The sequence below is a fragment of the Corallococcus sp. AB049A genome, from assembly GCF_003668885.1.
GTDB lineage: Bacteria > Myxococcota > Myxococcia > Myxococcales > Myxococcaceae > Corallococcus > Corallococcus interemptor.
Map to the genome: position 1 here is coordinate 32,150 of NZ_RAWL01000010.1, position 19,058 is coordinate 51,207.

Consider the following 19,058-nt stretch of genomic DNA (forward strand, 5'->3'; position numbering starts at 1 on the left):
AGGTCCACCAATGAACGCCCAACTCCTGCAAGTCGCTCAGCTCGCCTGGTCCCCCCACCTCCGGGTGACACGTGCCGAGGGGGACTGCGCCCAGGTGCTGCGCCGCGACGCCAAGGCGCTCGTGGGCATGTCCCTGCACACCGCGCTCGGGGTTCCCCAGGAGCGCGCCCGCGAACTGGATGCGCGAGCGCGCGAGGACCGCCGCGCCGTGGAGTTCGTCACCGTCTCCTCCGGCGGCGTCAACGCGAATCCGCCCCCCACCCACCTGCGCCTCGTGCTGGGCATGGACGGCGAAGAGGCCTCCGCGGGCGTGCTCGACCTGGGCGCCGTGCTGGAGGGCGCCCCGCCGGTGCAGATCTCCAAGCTGTCCTCGTCGCTCAGCCATGAGATCCGCAACCCGCTGTCCTCCGTGAAGATGGCGGTGCAGACGCTGGCCCGGAACACCGGCCTGTCGGACCGGGACAAGCGGCGGCTCACCATCGCCAACCGCGAAATCCGGACCATGGAGCGCATGCTGTGGCTGCTCTCCGAGTACGGCCGCGAGAGCGCCGCGAACCTGGATGCCCACGCCCTGCGCTCGGTCGTCCAGGAGGCGACCGCCATGGTGGCCCCGGAGCTGGCCGAGCGCCGCATCGAGGTGGACGTGAATGAAGAGGCGGACCTGCCCCGCGTGAGGGTGGATCCCAACCGGTTGAGGCCCGTGCTCGCACAAGTCCTGCTCAACGTGGCCATGGGCCTGCCCGAAGAGGGCCGCGTCCAGGTGACGCTGCGCAAGGACGACCCCAGCCACGTCAGCCTCATCCTGGATGATCCGGCCGCGGCCCTGCCTCCCGAGGAGCGGGGCACGCTGTTCGACCCCTTCGGCTCGCGGCTGGCGCGAGGCGCGGGGCTGTCCCTGGCTGCCTTGCGGCGGGTGATGACGGGCGTGGGGGGCGACGTGGCGGCCCAGGGGAGCGCGGAACCGGGGATGGTGTTCACGCTGACCTTCGCCGCCTGAGGACCCCATGGAGACCCTCCTCATCGTCGACGATGACGTGTCGCTGCTCGAAACCCTCACGATGCACTTCGAGGAGATCGAGCAGGACGACGGTCAGCCGCGCTACCAGGTCGTCACCGCGACCAGCGCCGCCGCGGGCCTGAAGGCCGCCCAGGAGAACATGCCCAGCGTGGTCATCCTGGACATGATGCTCCCGGACCGTACGGGCCTGGAGATCATCGAGGAGATGAAGACGCTGTGCGGCGACGCACGCATCATCCTCGTGACCGCGTACCACGACATGGAGACGACCATCCGGGCCATGAAGGCCGGTGCGTTCGACTACATCCACAAGCCCTTCCCGGACCCCGCCGCCCTGGACCTGGTGGTGGAGCGCGCGCTGGAGTACCGCCAGCTGTCGCGCCGCGCGGACGAGGTCCACCGCGAGAACGCCGTCGTCCGCCTGGGCGACATCGTGGGCACCAGCCCGTCCATGCAGCAGCTGGTGAAGGAGATTGGCAAGGTCGCGGGCAGCACCGCGACGGTGCTGATCAACGGCGAGAGCGGCACCGGCAAGGAGCTCATCGCCCGCGTCATCCACAACTACTCCTACGACGAGCCCCGGCCCTTCATCGGCATCAACTGCTCCGCCATCGTGGACACGCTGCTGGAGAGCGAACTGTTCGGCCACGAGAAGGGCGCCTTCACCGGCGCCGTGGCCGGCAAGCCCGGCAAGTTCGAGCTGGCCGAGGACGGCACCGTGTTCCTGGATGAGATTGGCGACATGTCGCTGATGCTCCAGGCGAAGCTGTTGCGCGTGCTCCAGGAGCGCGAGTTCGAGCGCGTGGGCGGCGTCAAGCGCGTGAAGCTGCGCGCCCGCGTCATCGCCGCGACCCACCGGAACCTCGCGGACGAGGTGGACCAGGGCCGCTTCCGCGAGGACCTCTACCAGCGCCTCAAGGTCATCACGCTCGTCATCCCACCCCTGCGTGAGCGGCGCGAGGACATCCCCCCGCTGGTGAAGCACCTCCTGGAGCGCATCAACGAGAAGGTGCACAAACGCGTCACCCGCGTGCCCCACGAAGTCATGGAGCGCCTCACGCGCCTGCCCTGGCGCGGCAACGTGCGCGAGCTGGAGAACGTCCTCACCCGCGCCGTGGTGCTGGCCCCCGGTGACGTGCTCCGGGGTGACGACCTGCCCGCCCTGGAGGCCACCCCCTCAGGGCCCCTGGATGCCGCCCAGCGCGCCGCTGGCGCCGCCAGCAGCATGTTCGCCGCCCCCGCCGTGGACGACGTGAGCCTCATCCCCACGCTGGAAGAGGCCGAGCGGCAGCTCATTGCCCGCGCCATGGCCGTCACCAAGGGCCACAAGGGCCGCACGTGTCAGATCCTGGGCATCAGCCGTCCGACCCTTGAACGAAAGCTTCAAAAGTTCGGTCTTGCACAGGGTCATGGTCCACAGGTGCACCCTTATCCGGTGAAGGATGCTTCCTGACAGTGTCCCAGCCCGGACAAACCGGTGCGCCTCTTTAACGTTTCGTTCAAACTGATCAGACTGTTTGAACGTTCTGTTTCAGGTTTCGGACACAGTTGGGGGGGGCGGACCGGGCTGTAGCGCTAAGTACCCGGCATTCCTCGAACTGTTCCCCTGGGAATACTTCGAGTGTCTCTGGCACGCCTCTTGGAAAGGGCAAGGTCCGTCCGCAGCAGCAGCAGCGACCAACCTTCCCCATCCCTTTCCGTCTTTCCAGGAGACTCCCATGCACGGCTTCAACCGCCCCCTCGGCCCCATCGGTTCCAACGTCGTGGCGCCCCTGCAGGCGACGTCGTCCGGCATGATGGTGACCGCGAACAAGCTGGTCCCTGGCCAGGAAGCGATCGACTTCAAGGGCTACTTCAAGGTCGAGTCCTTCCCGCACAACTCCACCATCTACCGCCCCGGCGACACGTCGGACCGCGTGTACCTGCTGAAGTCCGGCCGCGTGCGCCTGATGCGCATTGGCAAGAACAGCACCCGCTCGGTGGTGTCCATCCTCCGCCCGGGCGACCTGTTCGGCGAGCTGTTCCGCCCGGAAGGCACGCCCATCGAGGAGATGGCCGTGGCGGCGGGCGAGGCCGAGGTGTGGAGCATCGAGGGCCGTGACTTCCGCGCCCAGCTGGAGGCCCGTCCGGCCCTGGCGGTGGACGTGGTGCGCGCCTACGCGGACCGCGTGCGCTCGCTGCGCAAGCGCGTCCTGGGCCTGACCTTCAAGGAGGTCCCGGCCCGGCTGGCGGACACCCTGCTCACGCTGGTGGAGGCGCACGGTGAGCGCTGCCCCCACGGCGGTGAGACGGACCTGCGCGGGATTACGCAGCAGGACCTGGCGGACCTGGTGGGCGCCTCGCGCTCCTTCGTGTCCACCCTCATCAACGAGATGAAGCGCGAGGGCGTGCTCGGCAACGTCGGCCGCATCCTCTGCGTGCGCGACCAGAAGGCCCTGCGCAAGCTGGCCTCCAAGGAGAAGTAATCCCTCGCGTCCCTGCTCCACGCAGGGACCGTGACGTCCAACGGGCTCGACCGCATCCGCGGCCGGGCCCGTGGTGTTTTCAGAAGACGAAGCCGGCGCCGAACTCGGGTGCGAAGCCGAGGGGCATCCCCAGCGGCGCCACCTCGGAGTCCAGGTTGAGGTAGCGCACCCCGCCGCGCAGCATGAACCCGCCGAGGTGCAGCGCCAGCCCCGCGCGCGCGTCCAGCTGCTGGTAGGGGCCGGGCGTCACCTGCAGGCGCCCCTCCACGTCCAGGGGGCCCAGCAGGCACGCCTCCACGGACACGCCCGCGCTGGGGGCCACGTAGAGGCGCCCGGGCGCATCCAGGGTGGAGACGCCGGCCTCCATGCGCAGGCGCAGCTCCTCCCGGACGATGGGGGAGTACGTCAGGTGCAGCTCCCCCAGGGTGCGCGCCTCGCGGTACGCCGAGGTGTCCCACCTCCCCGTCAGGCGCGCCAGCCGCAGGTCCACGCCAAAGCGCCGGGTGTCGAAGCCGAGGTCGAAGTCCACGCCCATGCCGCCCTGGATGGGTGACACCAGCATGCCCAGGCGCAGGGAGAACGGCACCGCGTGCCGGAGCGAGTTGCGCTCGGGCTGCGCGTCCGGAGCGTCGATGTCGTGGCCCTGGTGGGTGCCCATGCTACCGATGGCCTCCCCCATCCCCCGGAACATCAGCTCGAAGAGCGCGCCCAGGATGACCCCAACGGCGTCGTCGGACGCGCTCGAGTTGAACTCGAAGGTGTCGTCCGTGGAGGACACGGTCGTCGTCCTGGATGAGCGGTTCTTGTTTTCGTCGTCCTGCTTCGAAGTGTCGTCCTCGGCGCCAATGGCGGACGCCTTGTGGACGGGCTTCGACGTTTCGTGGGAGTCCGAGCGCTTGCCGAAGCGCGCCTCGGCGGGAGGCGCGGCGAAGAGGCTCGCGACGAGCCCTCCGCCCAGCACGACCTTGGGTAACGACATGGGGTGAAGCCCCCTCGGTGAGGAACGGCCGGCCCGACCGTCCCTCACGGGGTGCATTCAAATCCCGGGGGCCCACTGGGAGTCAACTCCGCGGGCCCGCGGGGCACCGCGTCACCGCTTGCGCCTTGTGGGCTCACCGACGCGGAGAAGAAGGCAGCCCGACGTGAAGCGCCGCGAAGAATCCCGATTCACGCCAGAGCGTGCGGTTCCCAATGACGTAGAGCTGTTCCTTCGCACGGGTCACCGCGACGTTCAGCAGGTTCGCCTGTCTCCCTGCCCAATCTCGTGCGCCGCGTTGGTCCTCCCTTGTGGCCCCCAAAACGACGATGACGGCTTCGGCCTCGCGCCCCTGGACCGTATGAATCGTGCCGACGCGCTCCTCCATCCACTTCCAGGGCTCGTCAACCCAGCCCTGAAAGACACCTTGCCGGCGCAGCAGACTCTTCAAGTTCGTCTCGACCGCAACGAAGGGTGTGACGACATAGAGCGAGGGCGGCACTCCAGCGTGGCGCAACCGCCGCAGGAGGTCCACAACCTGCTCACCCTCTTCATGACACCACTTGTCCTCGGCCGTTCCCCGCACGTCCAGCCAGGCCGAGGGGCCCAGGACATCGCGGATACGGGACGGAGCAGCCTTCTTGGCGCTCACCATCAGATGCTCGTACGCGATGGCATTCGACAGCGAGAACATGGGCTCGGAGCACCTCCGGTGGACCAGCAGCGGCACGCCCACCTGACGGCTGCCATCCTTGCCTGCGAACTCAGCCATGTAGGACGAGGCGGAGTCCGAAAGTGTCTGCACTGAAGCAACAGGCGCATTGAACCGGAGCGGGTCAACGCCCAGAGAGCGGCAGATCGCTGCCGTCAATGACTGGGGCATGGTCACCACCGGCTCCAGTTGCATGGGGTCACCCACCACAACGGCCCGGCGGGTCCGCATCAATGCGCCGACTGCTGACTGCGGGGTGGCCTGCCCTGCTTCATCCACGATGAGCCATCCCAATGACTCAGGAGGCAAGTCCTTGAACATCCTTCCCACGGACGCGAAGGTCGTGGAAATCAGAGGAATCACCAGGAACAACGAAGACCACAAGTGAGGAAGCAACGACCTTTGTTCCGCTGGAAGGCCCTTCGACATGGCGCGCATGAGGGCGCTCAGATTGTCCCGCAACGGCTTCGCGACCACGCCAATGAACGCTTTGTGGAGCGCCAGCGCAGCGACGAACACGTCATCGCGAGCCTCCTGTTCCATCTGATTCAGCCAGGGAGTTGACATCTGTCGTTCGGCATGAGGCCGACGGAAGAAATCAGCGTCGATACATCCGCCTTCGGTCCTGTCCCTTTCTGCCCGGACGGTGCTCATTGCAGTCTCTCGGGCCGCTACCGCCTTTTCCAATTGTTGCTGGGCCAGACGTCTTGCGAAAACAGCCATTTGCGCTGCTCGTTCGCCGGCCGTGGATTCCTCCTCGGCCTTCTTCAGCGCTCCCTCCAAAGAGTGGAGCTTTAATTCCAACGAAGCGCGAACACGGCTCCACTCACGAGCCCGGCCCGTTCGAAAAAGCTGATGGAAGAATGGAGGCTTCAGCCGCTCGTGAGCATCGAATGCGGTCCTGGCTTTTTCCAGTTCCCGCCGTGTCGATGCCTCTTGAGTTCGAGCAGCCTCCAGCGTCCCTTGCGCAACTCGCCTGCTGACCTCCGACTGAGTCAGTTCTCCCTCACGGCGCCGAACTTCATCCTCATGCTTTGGCAATGAGCGAAGAGCGTCCCTGACATGCTCCCGCCGCGCCAAGTTCTGCCGACTCCGGGCCAGACTCTCTAGGAATGCCTTGCGTGCGGCATCCCATTGGTACCGAGCTTCGCGCGGACTTCGTGGCGCCTCTTCTTCTGAAACGACTCTGGGAGGGCGCGTCCTGCGTTCCTTCGTCACGGGATCTTCAAACCCGAAGGACTGAAGAGTGCCCATTGCCGAGCACAAATACGTCGCAAGCCCATGGTCACCGTCTTCCCAGAAGACCTGCTTGAAATCGCGGCGATTCTTCTTGTTTCCCAAAACCGCGGCCACCAACCCCCACGTTGGCGTGGACTGCAAGGCATTGGAGATCGTGGTGAAGTAGCGCAGTCCCGGAATGTCTTCCGCGACCGACTTCAGGGTCGGCAACTCGGCGCTAACGTTCTCAACAGCCTTGTTGTTGGATGAAGCCACAACCATCTCGAATCCCAGCAGACGGTCGTCCACCTTGAAGAGTTCGCCCTTGAACTGGCTCCATTTGACCTGCACTCCCGTCGGAATGAAGGCGTCCACGGGATTGTCGAAGAGCGCCATCGACTCAGCGCGAGCGGTGACCACCGCTGCGACCAGATCCCGGATCAATGTCGTCTTGCCAGTCCCAGGAGGCCCATTCACAGCGGTGATACGCCCGTGTGCGGTTCCCTGTGTCGCGATGTTTATGGCTGCCTGCTGAAGGAGCACGAGCGGACTTCGGTTCGGTCCCGGCCAGCGCGCAGGAGGCGTCCAAGCGGGGGACATCACTTCATCCAGCGCATCTTTCTCCGACAACAGGTTGCGCCGCTGAGCGGAAAGCCCCCTCAAGTAGCACGTCAGATTCGCTGGAGCCCGGTTGTCGGCGAACAGGGTTTTTGCCCGGCCAAGGTCACCCAGAAAAAAGCTGTTGAGCAACAGGGGCTCTGGAGTGTCCTTGCTGAACATGTGCTGATAGCTGCGAATGGCGAACTCCGGGGGCTTCACGATGTCCGCAGCCAAGCCCAGGGTCCTCACCAGCCACTCCCATGCGCCCATCAATCGCTGCCTGTCGACGGGAAGAGGCGCTCCTTCGTCATTGACCTTCCGCAAGCGGGCATCAAGCTCGGCGGTCAGCTTTCGTTCCGCCGATTCCCACGCGGCAAGCTGCGTCAACTCTCCACGCAGAGCTTGGGGTAGACCCCAAGCAAAGCTCGAGACGTGCACCGCGGGCGCTTCAACCAAGCAGCCAGATTTGTCGAGGATGACAAGCGCCAGGATGGACTCGCCGTGATGCGAAGGACGATTTTCTCGTCCATCCACATAGCGATTGAGCAACTGAGGGAGGGCCTTGTCCAGGTCCACCGTGCCCAGAACGACCTGGTAATACAGCCGGAAGTCTCGCCGGGATTTCTCTCCCGCTTCCCAGGGGAGCACCTCTGGGCGAAAGACCGCGACCTCTCGGCTGTCTCCGTCAAAGACCAACTGCTTTCGCTGTCGGAAGCCATTCGGAGAGAGCACCTCCAATGCGGTCCAGGCATCCAGGACCCGAACGGAGGGACCTGCAGGAGATGCCTCTTCCGAGGCGACACGCGCGGCCGGAGGCGGGACGCGTTGTACCAGGGGCTCGACGGGGGCTATGGCAGGGGGTGAAGCGCCAGCGGACGTCGACGGACTGAGCGCCACCTTCTCCAGGTCTGAGATGCGTTGGAGGACCTGCTCATGGAGCCTGCCGGCTCTCCGGGTCGTCCGATGCGAAAGCTCCCGTGACACCGCGCGTTGGGTCGCAACGTCGTCCCATGCATTCCTGGAGATGGACTCAAGCGCCTCGATGTTGAGTTGGATGTACGGTCGCAGCTTCGTTTCCTGGAGGGCGTGGGCACACCATTCAACTGCCGAGGCCGCATGGGCTGTCAACCCATGCCGCCCAGCAGGACCGCTCCTCCAGCTTCAGCCAGGCACCCTCTCCCTTCCTTCTCGGGCACGCGGTTCCCCGGCAGGTCCATCAAGTACACGCGCAGACTGCCCTTCCCGGACACCCTCGCCGTCAGGGTGCTCCTCAGTCAACCTCCAGCGTACAGGTGGCGCTGCACCCATCATTTCCCTGGGTGTTGCCGTCATCGCACTCCTCGCCCTGGTCCACGACGTGATTGCCGCAGAGACGTGCGCAGACGGTGTGCTTCGAGGGGTACGCGAAACCGTCGAGCGTGAGCTGGTACGTGGAAGCGACCGTGTGGCGCTCAGCCTGGAACACCACGAGCTCGTAGATGCCCCCTGGCGTGAGGCCGAGTGCGCTGGCCTGTTGCGACAGATTGACGGTGCCGGAGGCAGGGCCATGGACCCCGCCCAGGTCGAGTGCGAGGCGGCGGTTGATGAACACCCAGACGTCGTCATCTCCGCTGAAGGAGAACACCTCGGTGCCTTTGTATTCGAACCAGTAGCGCGTCTCGCTGGTGAAGCTGAAGTTGTGAGCCACGCTGGGGTTGCCAACCTCACGAAGGGGTTCCTGACCGGAGGCCACCCAGCCCGCGTCATCCAGCGGGAAGAAGGCCGGGTCATTGAACTGGTACGAGCGGCCCGACCCACGCGAGAGGTCCACGCTCTTGACGACGGTCTTGTTCACGCCCTGCACGTCCCGGAACCACTGGTCAAAGGCCGCCCGGCCATGGGTGGTGAGGGAGCTCACGTCCTCCTTCGCATAGACAGGCTTGCCATCGGCCCCCAGCGTGGCTGCCACGATGCCCGCCTCCGAGCCGTTCGCGTTCTCGAAGTCGATGTGCCCCCGCGGCAGTCCCTGGGAGGCCGGCAGGTCATACCCACGGAAGTCGCGGTAGACGATGGGCAGCGTCAACGGGTCCGGAAGGGGCGACACGACCACCTGGCAGGTGAACCCCGGCTCGAGCTTGCATGCCGGAGAGCAGCCGTCGTTCGCTCGCGTGTTGCCGTCGTCGCACTCCTCGGCCGTGCTGTTGGGCGTCAGCTCGCCGTCGCCACAGATGCCCTGACAGACTCCGTTGGAGCAGCGAGGCTCGCGTGTGCACAGCGGCGTGCAACCATCGCCGAGGTCGTTGTTGCCGTCGTCGCATTGCTCGGTGCCCTCGGCCACCGTGTCGCCACAGGTGGTCCCTTCACAGGGCTGGCCCGCGACGGGGCACTTGAAGCCCGGCTCCAGGTGGCACGTGGCGTCGCAGCCATCGTCGCGCGACGTGTTGCCGTCATCGCAGGACTCGGTGCCATCCACCCGGCCATCGCCGCAACGTTCAGTCCCCGCGTCCGCCTCCGTCCCCGCGTCCGCCTCCGTCCCCGCGTCCGCCTCCGTCCCCGCGTCGACCTCCGTCCCGGCATCGGCCTCCGTCCCCGCATCAGGCTCCGTCCCCGCGTCGGCCTCCGTCCCGGCATCGACCTCCGTCCCGGCATCGACCTCCGTCCCCGCGTCGACCTCCGTCCCCGAATCCGTGCCGCTGTCCGCGGTGGAGGCATCCTGCTGGCCCGGCGTCGGGCCGCCGTCCGGGTCGGACGGCTCATCCTTGCCACAGGCGGACACCAAGAGAGACACAGACATGAGCAGAACACTCATGAATCGAAGCGGCGAGCCAGATGTAGACAGAGACATAGGCCGCGCGTTCTGACCCGGCTGCCCGAGCGAGTCAATTGCCTCGGACGCGAGCCTTTGCAACACCATGAGCGACCTCCAAATCCATCTCATCCGGGATGCGACTCGCGACGCCCCTGTCATTGCCGGGCCAGGACGGCGTTGCCCCGAGGAGCACTGCCCATGCCCGTCCGCCTCCGCGCGATTCCATCGGGAAGAAATGTTGTCGGTCCGCACCGGAAGCGTGACGGGGCGCTTTGTGCGCTTGCCCTCGGACGGGGGGCCGCACAGCATGCGCAGCCATCGTGCCCGTCCCGACCGAGTCCCAGAGCCCGCATCGCACGTACACCGACCGCCGCGCCGCAGCCCAGGCGGACCTGACGGAGCTGGACCGCGTCAGCGCCCGGTACGCCAACCTGCGCACCGTCGCCTTCGTGGCCGCGCTGGTCGTAGCCGCGCTGACGCTGATGGGGCGGCTGCCCAAGCCCTGGTGGTGGGCCGCGGCCGGCGCGCTCGCCGTCTATGGCGTGCTGGCGGTGCTGCACCACCAGGTGTTCCTCAAGGAGCAGCGCGCGCGCCTCTTCGTCCTGCTCAACGAGCGCGGCCTGGCGCGGCTGGAGGGCGGCTGGCATTCCTTCACGGAAACCGGTGAGCGGTTCCTCTCCCCCAACCACCTCTACGCCACGGACCTGGATGTCTTTGGCCAGGGCAGCCTCTTCCAGCTCATCAACGAGACGGCGACGCGCGCGGGCGAGGAGCGGCTGGCGGCGTGGCTGTCCGCCCCAGCCACCGCGGAGGCGGTCGTCACCCGGCAGGGCGCGGCGCGAGAGCTGGCCCCGCGCGTGGACTTCCGCCAGGACCTCTGCGTGGACGCCCGCGTGGTGGCGAAGGACAAGGCGGACCCTGCCCTCTTCATCCAGTGGGCGGAGGCCGGCCCGTCCCTGGACGCCATCCGCTGGGCCCGGCCCCTGGCCATCGTGCTGCCCCTGGTCACGCTCACCCTCTTCATCCTGGGCTCTGTCGGCGTGATTCCGGACAGCATCGTCTGGCTGGGGCTGCTCGCGCAGCTGGGCATCGCCGTGGCCACGCGCCGCACGCTGCGGCAGATGGACGAAGGCGTGGAGCGCGGCGAGCGCGGCTTCGCGCGCTACGCATCCCTCTTCGAGCGCGTGGAGAAGCAGACCTTCGAGCACCCGCGCCTCAAGCAGCTCCAGGCCGGACTGACGGCGCAGGGCGGCCCTCCAGTGTCCGCGCGGTTCCAGCGCTTCAGCCGGCTGTACTCGCTCATCGAGTTCAAGCGGCACCAGTTCCACCCCCTGGTGCACTGGCTCACGCTCTGGGACATCCACGCGCTCTTCGCGCTGGAGAACTGGCGCGCCGCGCACGGCCGCGACGTGCGCCAGTGGTTCGAGGGCCTGGCGGAGCTGGAGGCCCTGTGCTGCCTGGGAGGCCTGGCCCATGACCGCCCTGCCTTCACCTGGCCGCAGCTGGAGGCGCAGGGCCCGAGCGTGATGGCCACCGCGCTGGGGCATCCGCTGCTGGACGCGCCCGTGCCCAACGACGTGTCCCTGCCCGGCCCGCGCCACGCGCTGCTGATTACGGGCTCCAACATGAGCGGCAAGACGACGCTGATGCGCGCGCTGGGCGCGAACGTGGTGCTGGCGCTGGCGGGCGCGCCGGTGTGCGCGGCGTCGTTCCGGCTGTCCCCGGTGCAGGTGCTCACCAGCATGCGCGTGAAGGACTCGCTGGAGCGCGGCGTGTCCTACTTCCACGCGGAGGTGCTGCGGCTGAAGATGGTGCTGGACGCGGCGGCGGCCGCGAAGGGCCAGGCCCTCTTCCTCCTGGACGAAATCCTGCTGGGCACCAACACCCGCGAGCGCCAGATTGCCTCACGGGAAGTGCTGCGGCTCCTGCTCGCCTCCGGCGCCTGTGGCGCGGTGACGACGCATGATTTGTCGCTGGCGGTGCTCGCGGACGAGCCGGGCTCGCAGGTGGTGAACGTCCACTTCCGCGACCACCTGGAGGACGGGAAGATGGTGTTCGACTACAAGCTCCGGCAGGGGGTGGTGGACACCACCAACGCGCTGCGGGTGCTGCGCCTGGCGGGCGTCCCGGTGAACGACCCGGACGCCCCGGCCTCCTGACAATCCCCTTCGCGCCCCCTTCATCCAACAGGGGGCGCGACAAGGGAAGCGGACTACTTCGCCAGCTCCACCAGCGCCGCGGCACCCATGCCGCCGCCGATGCACATGCTCACCACGCCGTAGCGGCCGTCCCGGCGCTTCAGCTCGCGCAGGATGGTGGCCACCATGCGCGCACCGGACACGCCCAGCGGGTGGCCCAGGGCGATGGCGCCGCCGTTCGGGTTCACCTTGTCCTGGGGGATGCCCAGCTCGCGGATGCAGTGCAGCGCCTGCGCCGCGAAGGCCTCGTTGAGCTCGAAGACGCTGATGTCCTCAATCTTCAGCTTGTTGCGCTCCAGCAGCTTGCGGATGGCGGGCACCGGGCCCACGCCCATGATTTCGGGCGGCACGCCGGCGACCACGTAGTCCACGAAGTAGCCCAGCGGCTTGACGTTGAGCTCCTTCGCCTTCTCCTCGCTCATCACCACCGCGGCCGCCGCGCCGTCCGTCAGCGGCGACGCGTTGCCCGCCGTCACCACGCCCTTGGCGTTGAAGGCCGGACGCAGCTTGGCCAGGCCCTCCACCGTCGTCTCCGGGCGCAGGATGGTGTCCACCGTGACGGTCACCTGCTTCTGGTTGCCGTCCTCGTCGAACATCGTGGTGGTGACGGGGAAGATCTCCTCCTTGAACTTCCCCTGCTCGCGGGCGGTGGCCGCGCGGCGCTGGGACTCGGCGGCGAACTTGTCCGCGTCCTCACGGGTGACGCTGTAGCGCGAGGCGATGTTCTCCGCCGTCGCGCCCATGGAGGTGTAGACCTCCGGCAGCTTCTGCATGATCTCCGGGTTGGCGGAGACCTTGTTGCCGCCCATGGGCACCATGGTCATGGACTCGGTGCCACCGGCCACGGCCACCTGGAGCATGCCGGACTTGATGCCCTGCGCCGCCTGCGCCACGGACTGCACGCCGGACGAACAGAAGCGGTTGATGGTCAGGCCCGGAACGGTGTCCGGCAGGCCGGCGAGCAGGCTCGCGTTGCGGGCCACGTTCATGCCCTGCTCCGCCTCCGGCATGGCACAGCCCATGATGACGTCCTCCACGTCCGCCGGCTTCAAGCCGGGGACCTGGGCGACGGCCTCCTTGATGGCAAGGGCCGCGAGCGTATCCGGCCGCGTGTCCTTGAACTCTCCCTTGTGGGCGCGGGTGAAGGGGGTGCGCACCGCGCTGGCAATCACGACTCGACCGGACATTTTAGATGTCTCCCTGCCCGGACAGCGTCCGGGCGTGCTTCGGAATTCGCGTCTGGAAAACCATTGGGTAAACGCCTCGCGCTAGTTGCGCAGCGGCTTGCCCTTCTCGAGCATGAACATCATGCGGTCCTGGGTCTTCTCCTCGCCGATGAGGCTCAGGAACGCTTCCATCTCCAGCTCCAGCAGCTTCTCCTCGGTCACCAGCACGGACGGGCTGGTGTCACCACCGGAGAGCACGCGCGCCAGCTTCTGGGCGATCTTCCGGTCGTGGGCGCTGATCTGATTGTTGAGCTGCATGTCGTACAGCATCATGTCGATGGTGGCCGCGCCGTTGGGGCCCGGCAGCCGGAAGCGCGTGGGACGCGGCGGGCGGAAGCCGCCGTTCGCCATCCCCAGCACGCGCGACTTCGCGTCCGACAGCAGGAAGTCGCGGTTGCCCGTGATGCCGTCCTGCTGGGACAGGAAGCCCATCTCGCGGGCCTCCTCGGCGCTGGTCGCGACCTTCGCCATGCCGATGGCGAGGAACACCTTCTTGAGGAAGGGCAGCGCGTCGAAGTCCTTGTCCGCCGCGTAGGTGCCGAACACGTTGCGCAGCAGCATCATGGTGCCGCCGCCGCCCGGGATGAGGCCCACGCCCACTTCCACGAGGCCCATGTACAGCTCCGCGCTGGCCTGCACCGCGTTGCCACCCATGGTGACCTCCGCGCCGCCGCCCAGCGTGAGGTTGAAGGGCGCCGTCACGACGGGCACGGGGCTGTAGCGCATGCGCTGGTTGGCCGCCTGGAACGCGGACGCCATCTTGCGGATGGAGTCGAAGTCCTCGCTCTTGGCCGCCATCAGCATGGCCATGATGTTCGCGCCGGCGGAGAAGTTGGACCCGTCGTTGCCGATGACGAGACCCTTGAAGTTCTTCTCCGTCTCATCCAGCGCGGTGTTCATCATCGCGATGATCTCATCGTCGATGGAGTTCATCTTGGAGTGGAACTCCAGGAGCGTGACGCCGTCTCCCATGTCCCACAGCGACGCGCTGTCGTTGCCGGTGATCTTCTTGTTGCCGCGCTTCAAGTACTCCACGCGGAAGGTCCGGGCGTTCTCCACCACCGGCTTCACGGACTTGGACGGGATGTCCCAGTAGGTGTCGCGGCCGTCCTGCACGCCGTAGAAGGACGTGCGGCCCTTGGCCAGCATCTCCTCCACCCAGGCGGCGGGCTTGAGGCCCAGCGCCTTCATGCGCTCCACGCCCTTCTGGACACCGTAGGCGTCCCAGACCTCGAAGGGCCCCAGGTCCCAGCCGAAGCCCCAGCGCACGCCGCGGTCCACGTTGACCAGGTCGTCGGCGATCTCCGGGATGCGGCGGCTGGAGTACGCCAGCACGTCCAGGGTGACGCGCTCGGCGAACTTGCCGGCCTTGTCGTCCGCGTTCATCACGGACGCCACGCGCTCCTTGACGTTCTCAATCTCCTTCGCGGCGCCCAGCGAGTCGAAGCGCACCTTGGCCTGCGGCCGGTACTCCAGCGTCTTCAAGTCCAGCGCGAGGATGTCCTTGCCGCCGGAGGAGCGGTCCTTCTTGTAGAAGCCGCCTCCGCTCTTGTCGCCCAGCATCTTCTTCTCCACCATCTTCTGGAGGAAGTCCGGGGCGGCGAAGACGTCGCGCTCTTCGTCGTGCGTCAGCGTGTCGTAACAGTTCTTCGCCACGTGGGTGAACGTGTCCAGGCCCACGATGTCCGCGGTGCGGAACACGGCGGACTTGGGACGGCCCATGGCCGGGCCAAAGATCTTGTCCACCTCTTCGATGGTCATCTCCGTCTTCTGCATCTCGGAGATGGTCCGCATCATCCCGTACACGCCGATGCGGTTCGCGATGAAGTTGGTGGTGTCCTTGCCGTAGACGATGCCCTTGCCCAGGACCTCTTCACCGAACTTGTGGACGGTCTTCACGACCTCCGGGTTCGTCTCCTGGCCCGCCACCAGCTCCAGGAGCTTCATGTAGCGAACGGGGTTGAAGAAGTGGGTGACGAGGAAGTTCTTCTTGAACTCCGCGCCGCGGCCTTCGGTCATGCCCACGATGGAGAGGCCGGAGGTGTTGGAGGAGATGATGGCGTCCTTGCGGGCGTGCTTCTCCACCTTGGCGAACAGGGCCTGCTTGACGGCCAGGTCCTCCTTCACCACCTCGATGATCCAATCGCACTCACCCAGGCGCGCAAGGTCGTCCTCCAGGTTGCCCACTTCGATGGCCGCGAGCACCTGCTCGGACACGATGGGGCTGGGCTTCGCCTTGCGCAGGTTGGCGATGGCGCCCTGCGCGAACTTGTTGCGGAACGCCTTGGAAGCGGTGTCCTCGCCCGGAGCAGCCTGGGGAGGAACGATGTCCAGCAGCAGGGCGCGCACGCCGGAGTTGGCCAGATGCGCGGCGATGCCGCTGCCCATCACGCCAGCGCCAAGCACCGCCACTTTTCGGATCCGGGTCGTCATCGGAAATCAGCTCCCTTTAAGGAAGTAGGCGACTGCACAAATGTAGGCGATTGACCCGGAAGTCAACCGGCATTGCCGTCGGGTGTCCTCGCCAGGAGGTCGGCTCCCCGACTACAAGTCGTCCCCCCATGGCTCGCCTCGACCCGCACTCGTACAACGACAGCACGCAGCCCGAGACCGAAACGCTGGAGTGGAAGGCCCGCGTCGATTTCCGGACGCGGCGCCTGCACGCGGAGGCCACGCTGACCCTCAAGGAGGCGTCAGCTGGTCCCCTCGACCTGGACACCCGCGACCTGGACATCCGCGGCGTGGTGGATGCCCAGGGTCGCCCCTTGCCCTACATCCTCTCCCCTCCTGAACCCATCCTGGGCAGCCGGCTGCGCATTGAACTGCCCTCGGGGGTGAAGCAGCTCACCGTGCGCTACCGCACGTCGCCGGAGGCGAGCGCGCTGCAGTGGCTGACGCCTTCGCAGACGGCGGGCGGGCAGCAGCCGTTCCTGTTCAGCCAGTGCCAGGCCATCCACGCGCGCAGCGTGGTGCCGCTGCAGGACACGCCGCGCATCCGCATCCGCTACCGCGCGTCCCTGCGCGTGCCCAAGCAGCTGAAGTCCGTGATGGCGGCGTCATTCGTCGCGCGCGAAGAGCACGGCGTGGAGGCGGAGGAGCACTACGAGATGCCGCAGCCGGTGCCTCCGTACCTGCTGGCGTTCGCGGTGGGCAGCCTCACGTCGAAGGAGCTGGGGCCGCGCTCGCGCGTGTGGGCGGAGCCGGAGGCGCTGGAGGACGCGGCGGACGAGTTCGCGGGCGTGGACGACATGCTCAGGGCCGCGGAGTCGCTCTTCGGGCCGTACGACTGGGAGCGCTTCGACCTGCTGCTGATGCCGCCGTCGTTCCCCTACGGCGGCATGGAGAACCCGCGCCTGACGTTCCTCACGCCCACGCTCATCGCGGGGGACAAGAGCCTGGTGAACGTGGTGGCGCACGAGCTGGCGCACTCGTGGACGGGCAACCTGGTGACGAACGCGTCCGCGGAGCACTTCTGGCTCAACGAGGGCTTCACCGTCTTCGCGGAGCGCCGCATCCTGGAGGCGCTGGCGGGGCCGGAGGTCGCGGCGCTGCACGCGGCCCTGGGGCGCCGTTCGCTGGATGAGGCGATGCACCACTTCCGCGCGCACCCGCAGCTCACCGCGCTGCGCACGCACCTGTCCGGCGTGGACCCGGACGAGGCCTTCTCCCAGATTCCCTACGAGAAGGGCTACCTGCTGCTGCGCGCGCTGGAGGACGCGGTGGGCCGCCCCACCTTCGACGGGTTCCTGCGCCGCTACCTGGAGAAGTACCGCTTCCAGGCGCTCACCACGGAGGAGTTCGTCCGCTTCACGGAGGCCGAGCTGCCCGGGGCGCTGGCGAAGGTGGACGCGGACGCGTACCTCAACCGGCCCGGCGTGCCGCAGAGCGCGCCCCGCCCCACCTCCGCGCGGCTGGAGGCGCTGGAGAAGCTGCGCGGGAAGGTGCCTTCGCAGGCGGACACGAAGGACTGGACGCCCACCGAGTGGCAGCTCTTCCTGGAATCCATGCCGGCGGACACGTCCCAGGAGGTCTTCCGCGAGCTGGACGCGAAGTACGGGCTGACGGGCAGCCGCAACTCGGAGGTGCTGGTGGCGTGGCTGGTGGCGGCGCTGCGCGCGGGCTTCGATGCGCCGCTCGGCCGGGCCGAGGAGTTCCTCGGCGAGGTGGGGCGCATGAAGTACCTCAAGCCGCTCTACAGCGTGCTCGCCTCGTCGCGCGACCACCGCAAGGTGGCGCGCGCGGCGTTCGAGAAGCACGGGGCGAGGTATCACCCCATCGCGCGGCAGGGAGTGGAGCTCATCCTCGCCCGCGCGTGAGGGGGGCTTTGACTACTTGAGGGCCGCGTCCAGGCGCTTCTTGGACAGGGTCAGGTACTCCGGGTTCATGTCGATGCCCACGTAGCGGTGGCCGTGCTTCAGGGCGGCCACGCCGGTGGTGCCGCTGCCGTTGAAGGGGTCCAGGATGAGCGAGTTCTCCGGGCAGCTCGCCTCCAGGATGCGCTCCAGCAGCGCGACCGGCTTCTGGGTGGGGTGGCTGCCAAAGGCCTTCTCCTCGCCGCGCGGGGCCGTCTGCGTCCACATGCGGCCGGAGCCGTCGGCGGTGAGCTCCTCTTCGCCGTTGCGCGGCAGGTTCCACACGTCGCGCATCTGCTTGCCGCCGTTCTCCGCCTTCATGCGCTGGTAGTTGAAGACGTGCTTCAGCTTGCCGCCGGACGACGGCGAGGCCCAGATGAGCAGCTCCGTGGAGTGCGTGAAGTAGCGGCACGCCAGGTTGGGGCTCGCGTTGGGCTTGTACCAGGTGACGGTGTTGAGCAGCTTGTAGCCCAGCTTCTGCATGGCGAAGCCGGCGTTGAAGATGACGTGCTGGGTGCCGCTCACCCACAGCGTGCCGGTGGGGCGCAGCAGGCGCTGGCAGGCCGCGAGCCACTTCGTGGTGAAGGCGTGGTCCTCCTCCACCCCGCGGGAGACGTCCCACTGGCCCTTGGCCACGGAAACGCGCTTGCCGTTCTTGCAGGTGGTGCCGCCGTTGGACAGGAAGTACGGCGGATCCGCGAAGATGAGGTCGAAGGACTGCTCGGGCAGCTGGGCCATCAGCTCCAGGCTGTCGCCCTGCAGCAGCGTGTAGGCCTCCCCGCGCTTCGCGAAGACGCTGTCGTTCTGGGAGCGTCGGACAACCTTCAGGGCAGGGGCAGCAGCTTCCGCGAACATCACGCCTCCGTCTTTGGGACAGACGTCTTTCTGGGACGCGGCGGACTGTGCGGTCAGTTGGCTGCTACGTCGAATTTCTGGCCTGTAATTGGCTGTAGCACCGAAAACGCGCGCGAAAATTTGACGCGCGTCCGAGGCCAGAAACACCGCGAGCAGGGCGGGAGCGCCTCTGTCTTTCGAGGCCCTCCACGACCCTGCTCGTGGGGTGCTGCGGATGCTGTGGAGCCGGAAGGACTAGGCCTTCTCCGGCTCGGCGGCCTTGGCGCCCTTCTTGGCGGCCGGCGCGTTGTTCGCGTACTTCTTCTTGAAGCGGTCGATGCGGCCCGCCGTGTCCAGCAGCTTGTACTTGCCGGTGAAGAACGGGTGGCAGTTCGAGCAGACTTCAACGCTGAACGAGCCGCGGGTGGACTTGGTCTCGACGACGTTGCCGCACGCGCAGGTGATGCGGGAGGGCGGGTAGACCGGGTGCATGTCGGGCTTCATGGCTTCTCTCCAGTGCGCCTTGCCCCCGCCCAGGATGGGAGGGAGGTCCAGCGTTGTAGTGGGCCGGGGCTTATAGCCATCCCCCCAGCCTTTCTCAAGGATGCGCGTCCGGGCCGGGGGTTTCTCCCCGGGGACGCCTCCCCCCAGGCCGGTGGGTGGCCTGGCGG

General features: G+C 67.3%; 12 protein-coding genes. 5 read left to right on the forward strand and 7 right to left on the reverse strand.

The genetic code is table 11. The features are described 5' to 3' along the window. Window positions 1-64: 64 nt before the first annotated feature. The 3 genes from D7X55_RS02275 to mrpC all read left to right on the forward strand — a co-directional run bounded on the left by D7X55_RS02275 (window position 65) and on the right by mrpC (window position 3,483). Window positions 65-997: a sensor histidine kinase KdpD gene (locus tag D7X55_RS02275; RefSeq protein WP_233609487.1), complete on the forward strand. Its 933-nt coding sequence runs from the start codon at window positions 65-67 to the stop codon at window positions 995-997. Between the two features lie 7 nt (window positions 998-1,004). Continuing rightward, window positions 1,005-2,471: a sigma-54 dependent transcriptional regulator gene (locus tag D7X55_RS02280; RefSeq protein ID WP_120549012.1), complete on the forward strand. Its 1,467-nt coding sequence runs from the start codon at window positions 1,005-1,007 to the stop codon at window positions 2,469-2,471. Window positions 2,472-2,736: 265 nt separating this feature from the next. After that, window positions 2,737-3,483, forward strand: coding sequence for a Crp/Fnr family transcriptional regulator MrpC (mrpC, locus tag D7X55_RS02285; protein ID WP_014395195.1), 747 nt, complete (start codon window positions 2,737-2,739; stop codon window positions 3,481-3,483). A gap of 79 nt (window positions 3,484-3,562) precedes the next feature. Here mrpC and D7X55_RS02290 read toward each other — a convergent pair whose 3' ends face one another. From D7X55_RS02290 to D7X55_RS02305, 3 genes are all read right to left on the reverse strand, one after another. Beyond that, window positions 3,563-4,462, reverse strand: coding sequence for a hypothetical protein (locus D7X55_RS02290; protein WP_121722087.1), 900 nt, complete (start codon window positions 4,460-4,462; stop codon window positions 3,563-3,565). Window positions 4,463-4,595: 133 nt separating this feature from the next. Continuing rightward, window positions 4,596-7,721 carry an ATP-binding protein gene (locus tag D7X55_RS02295; protein ID WP_233609490.1) on the reverse strand — a complete coding sequence of 1,042 codons (3,126 nt, stop codon included), beginning with the start codon at window positions 7,719-7,721 and terminating at the stop codon, window positions 4,596-4,598. 538 nt (window positions 7,722-8,259) lie between these two features. Beyond that, the gene (locus D7X55_RS02305) at window positions 8,260-9,762 is read right to left on the reverse strand and encodes a DUF4215 domain-containing protein (protein WP_233609488.1); all 1,503 of its coding nucleotides are present in this window, start codon (window positions 9,760-9,762) and stop codon (window positions 8,260-8,262) included. Window positions 9,763-10,097: 335 nt separating this feature from the next. On the opposite strand from D7X55_RS02305, the gene D7X55_RS02310 reads away from it, so the two are divergent. Then, window positions 10,098-11,936 carry a MutS-related protein gene (locus tag D7X55_RS02310; RefSeq protein ID WP_121722091.1) on the forward strand — a complete coding sequence of 613 codons (1,839 nt, stop codon included), beginning with the start codon at window positions 10,098-10,100 and terminating at the stop codon, window positions 11,934-11,936. A gap of 53 nt (window positions 11,937-11,989) precedes the next feature. Here the strand turns inward: D7X55_RS02310 and D7X55_RS02315 are convergent, their stop codons facing one another. Beyond that, window positions 11,990-13,162: a thiolase family protein gene (locus tag D7X55_RS02315; protein ID WP_014395192.1), complete on the reverse strand. Its 1,173-nt coding sequence runs from the start codon at window positions 13,160-13,162 to the stop codon at window positions 11,990-11,992. Between the two features lie 81 nt (window positions 13,163-13,243). Continuing rightward, on the reverse strand, window positions 13,244-15,634 hold the full coding sequence (locus tag D7X55_RS02320) for a 3-hydroxyacyl-CoA dehydrogenase/enoyl-CoA hydratase family protein (RefSeq protein WP_121722092.1): 2,391 nt from the start codon (window positions 15,632-15,634) through the stop codon (window positions 13,244-13,246). 128 nt (window positions 15,635-15,762) lie between these two features. Between D7X55_RS02320 and D7X55_RS02325 the strand changes: the two genes are divergently transcribed. Further along, on the forward strand, window positions 15,763-17,517 hold the full coding sequence (locus D7X55_RS02325; protein ID WP_120549016.1) for a M1 family metallopeptidase: 1,755 nt from the start codon (window positions 15,763-15,765) through the stop codon (window positions 17,515-17,517). 12 nt (window positions 17,518-17,529) lie between these two features. Here the strand turns inward: D7X55_RS02325 and D7X55_RS02330 are convergent, their stop codons facing one another. After that, a complete protein-coding gene (locus D7X55_RS02330) occupies window positions 17,530-18,408 on the reverse strand; it encodes a site-specific DNA-methyltransferase (RefSeq protein WP_120549017.1) in 879 nt (292 codons plus the stop codon). Between the two features lie 234 nt (window positions 18,409-18,642). Next, window positions 18,643-18,891 (reverse strand): 50S ribosomal protein L31, encoded by a 249-nt coding sequence (gene rpmE / locus D7X55_RS02335; protein WP_120549018.1) that lies wholly within the window; start codon window positions 18,889-18,891, stop codon window positions 18,643-18,645. Window positions 18,892-19,058 lie beyond the last annotated feature (167 nt).

Bases quoted from the DNA above. Each gene is read 5' to 3' on its own strand.
- rpmE (WP_120549018.1), bottom strand. From the start codon at position 18,891: ATGAAGCCCGACATGCACCCGGTCTACCCGCCCTCCCGCATCACCTGC.
- D7X55_RS02315 (WP_014395192.1), bottom strand. From the start codon at position 13,162: ATGTCCGGTCGAGTCGTGATTGCCAGCGCGGTGCGCACCCCCTTCACC.
- D7X55_RS02290 (WP_121722087.1), bottom strand. From the start codon at position 4,462: ATGTCGTTACCCAAGGTCGTGCTGGGCGGAGGGCTCGTCGCGAGCCTC.
- D7X55_RS02320 (WP_121722092.1), bottom strand. From the start codon at position 15,634: ATGACGACCCGGATCCGAAAAGTGGCGGTGCTTGGCGCTGGCGTGATG.
- D7X55_RS02305 (WP_233609488.1), bottom strand. From the start codon at position 9,762: ATGTCTGTGTCTCTCTTGGTGTCCGCCTGTGGCAAGGATGAGCCGTCC.
- D7X55_RS02330 (WP_120549017.1), bottom strand. From the start codon at position 18,408: ATGTTCGCGGAAGCTGCTGCCCCTGCCCTGAAGGTTGTCCGACGCTCC.
- D7X55_RS02280 (WP_120549012.1), top strand. From the start codon at position 1,005: ATGGAGACCCTCCTCATCGTCGACGATGACGTGTCGCTGCTCGAAACC.
- mrpC (WP_014395195.1), top strand. From the start codon at position 2,737: ATGCACGGCTTCAACCGCCCCCTCGGCCCCATCGGTTCCAACGTCGTG.
- D7X55_RS02325 (WP_120549016.1), top strand. From the start codon at position 15,763: ATGGCTCGCCTCGACCCGCACTCGTACAACGACAGCACGCAGCCCGAG.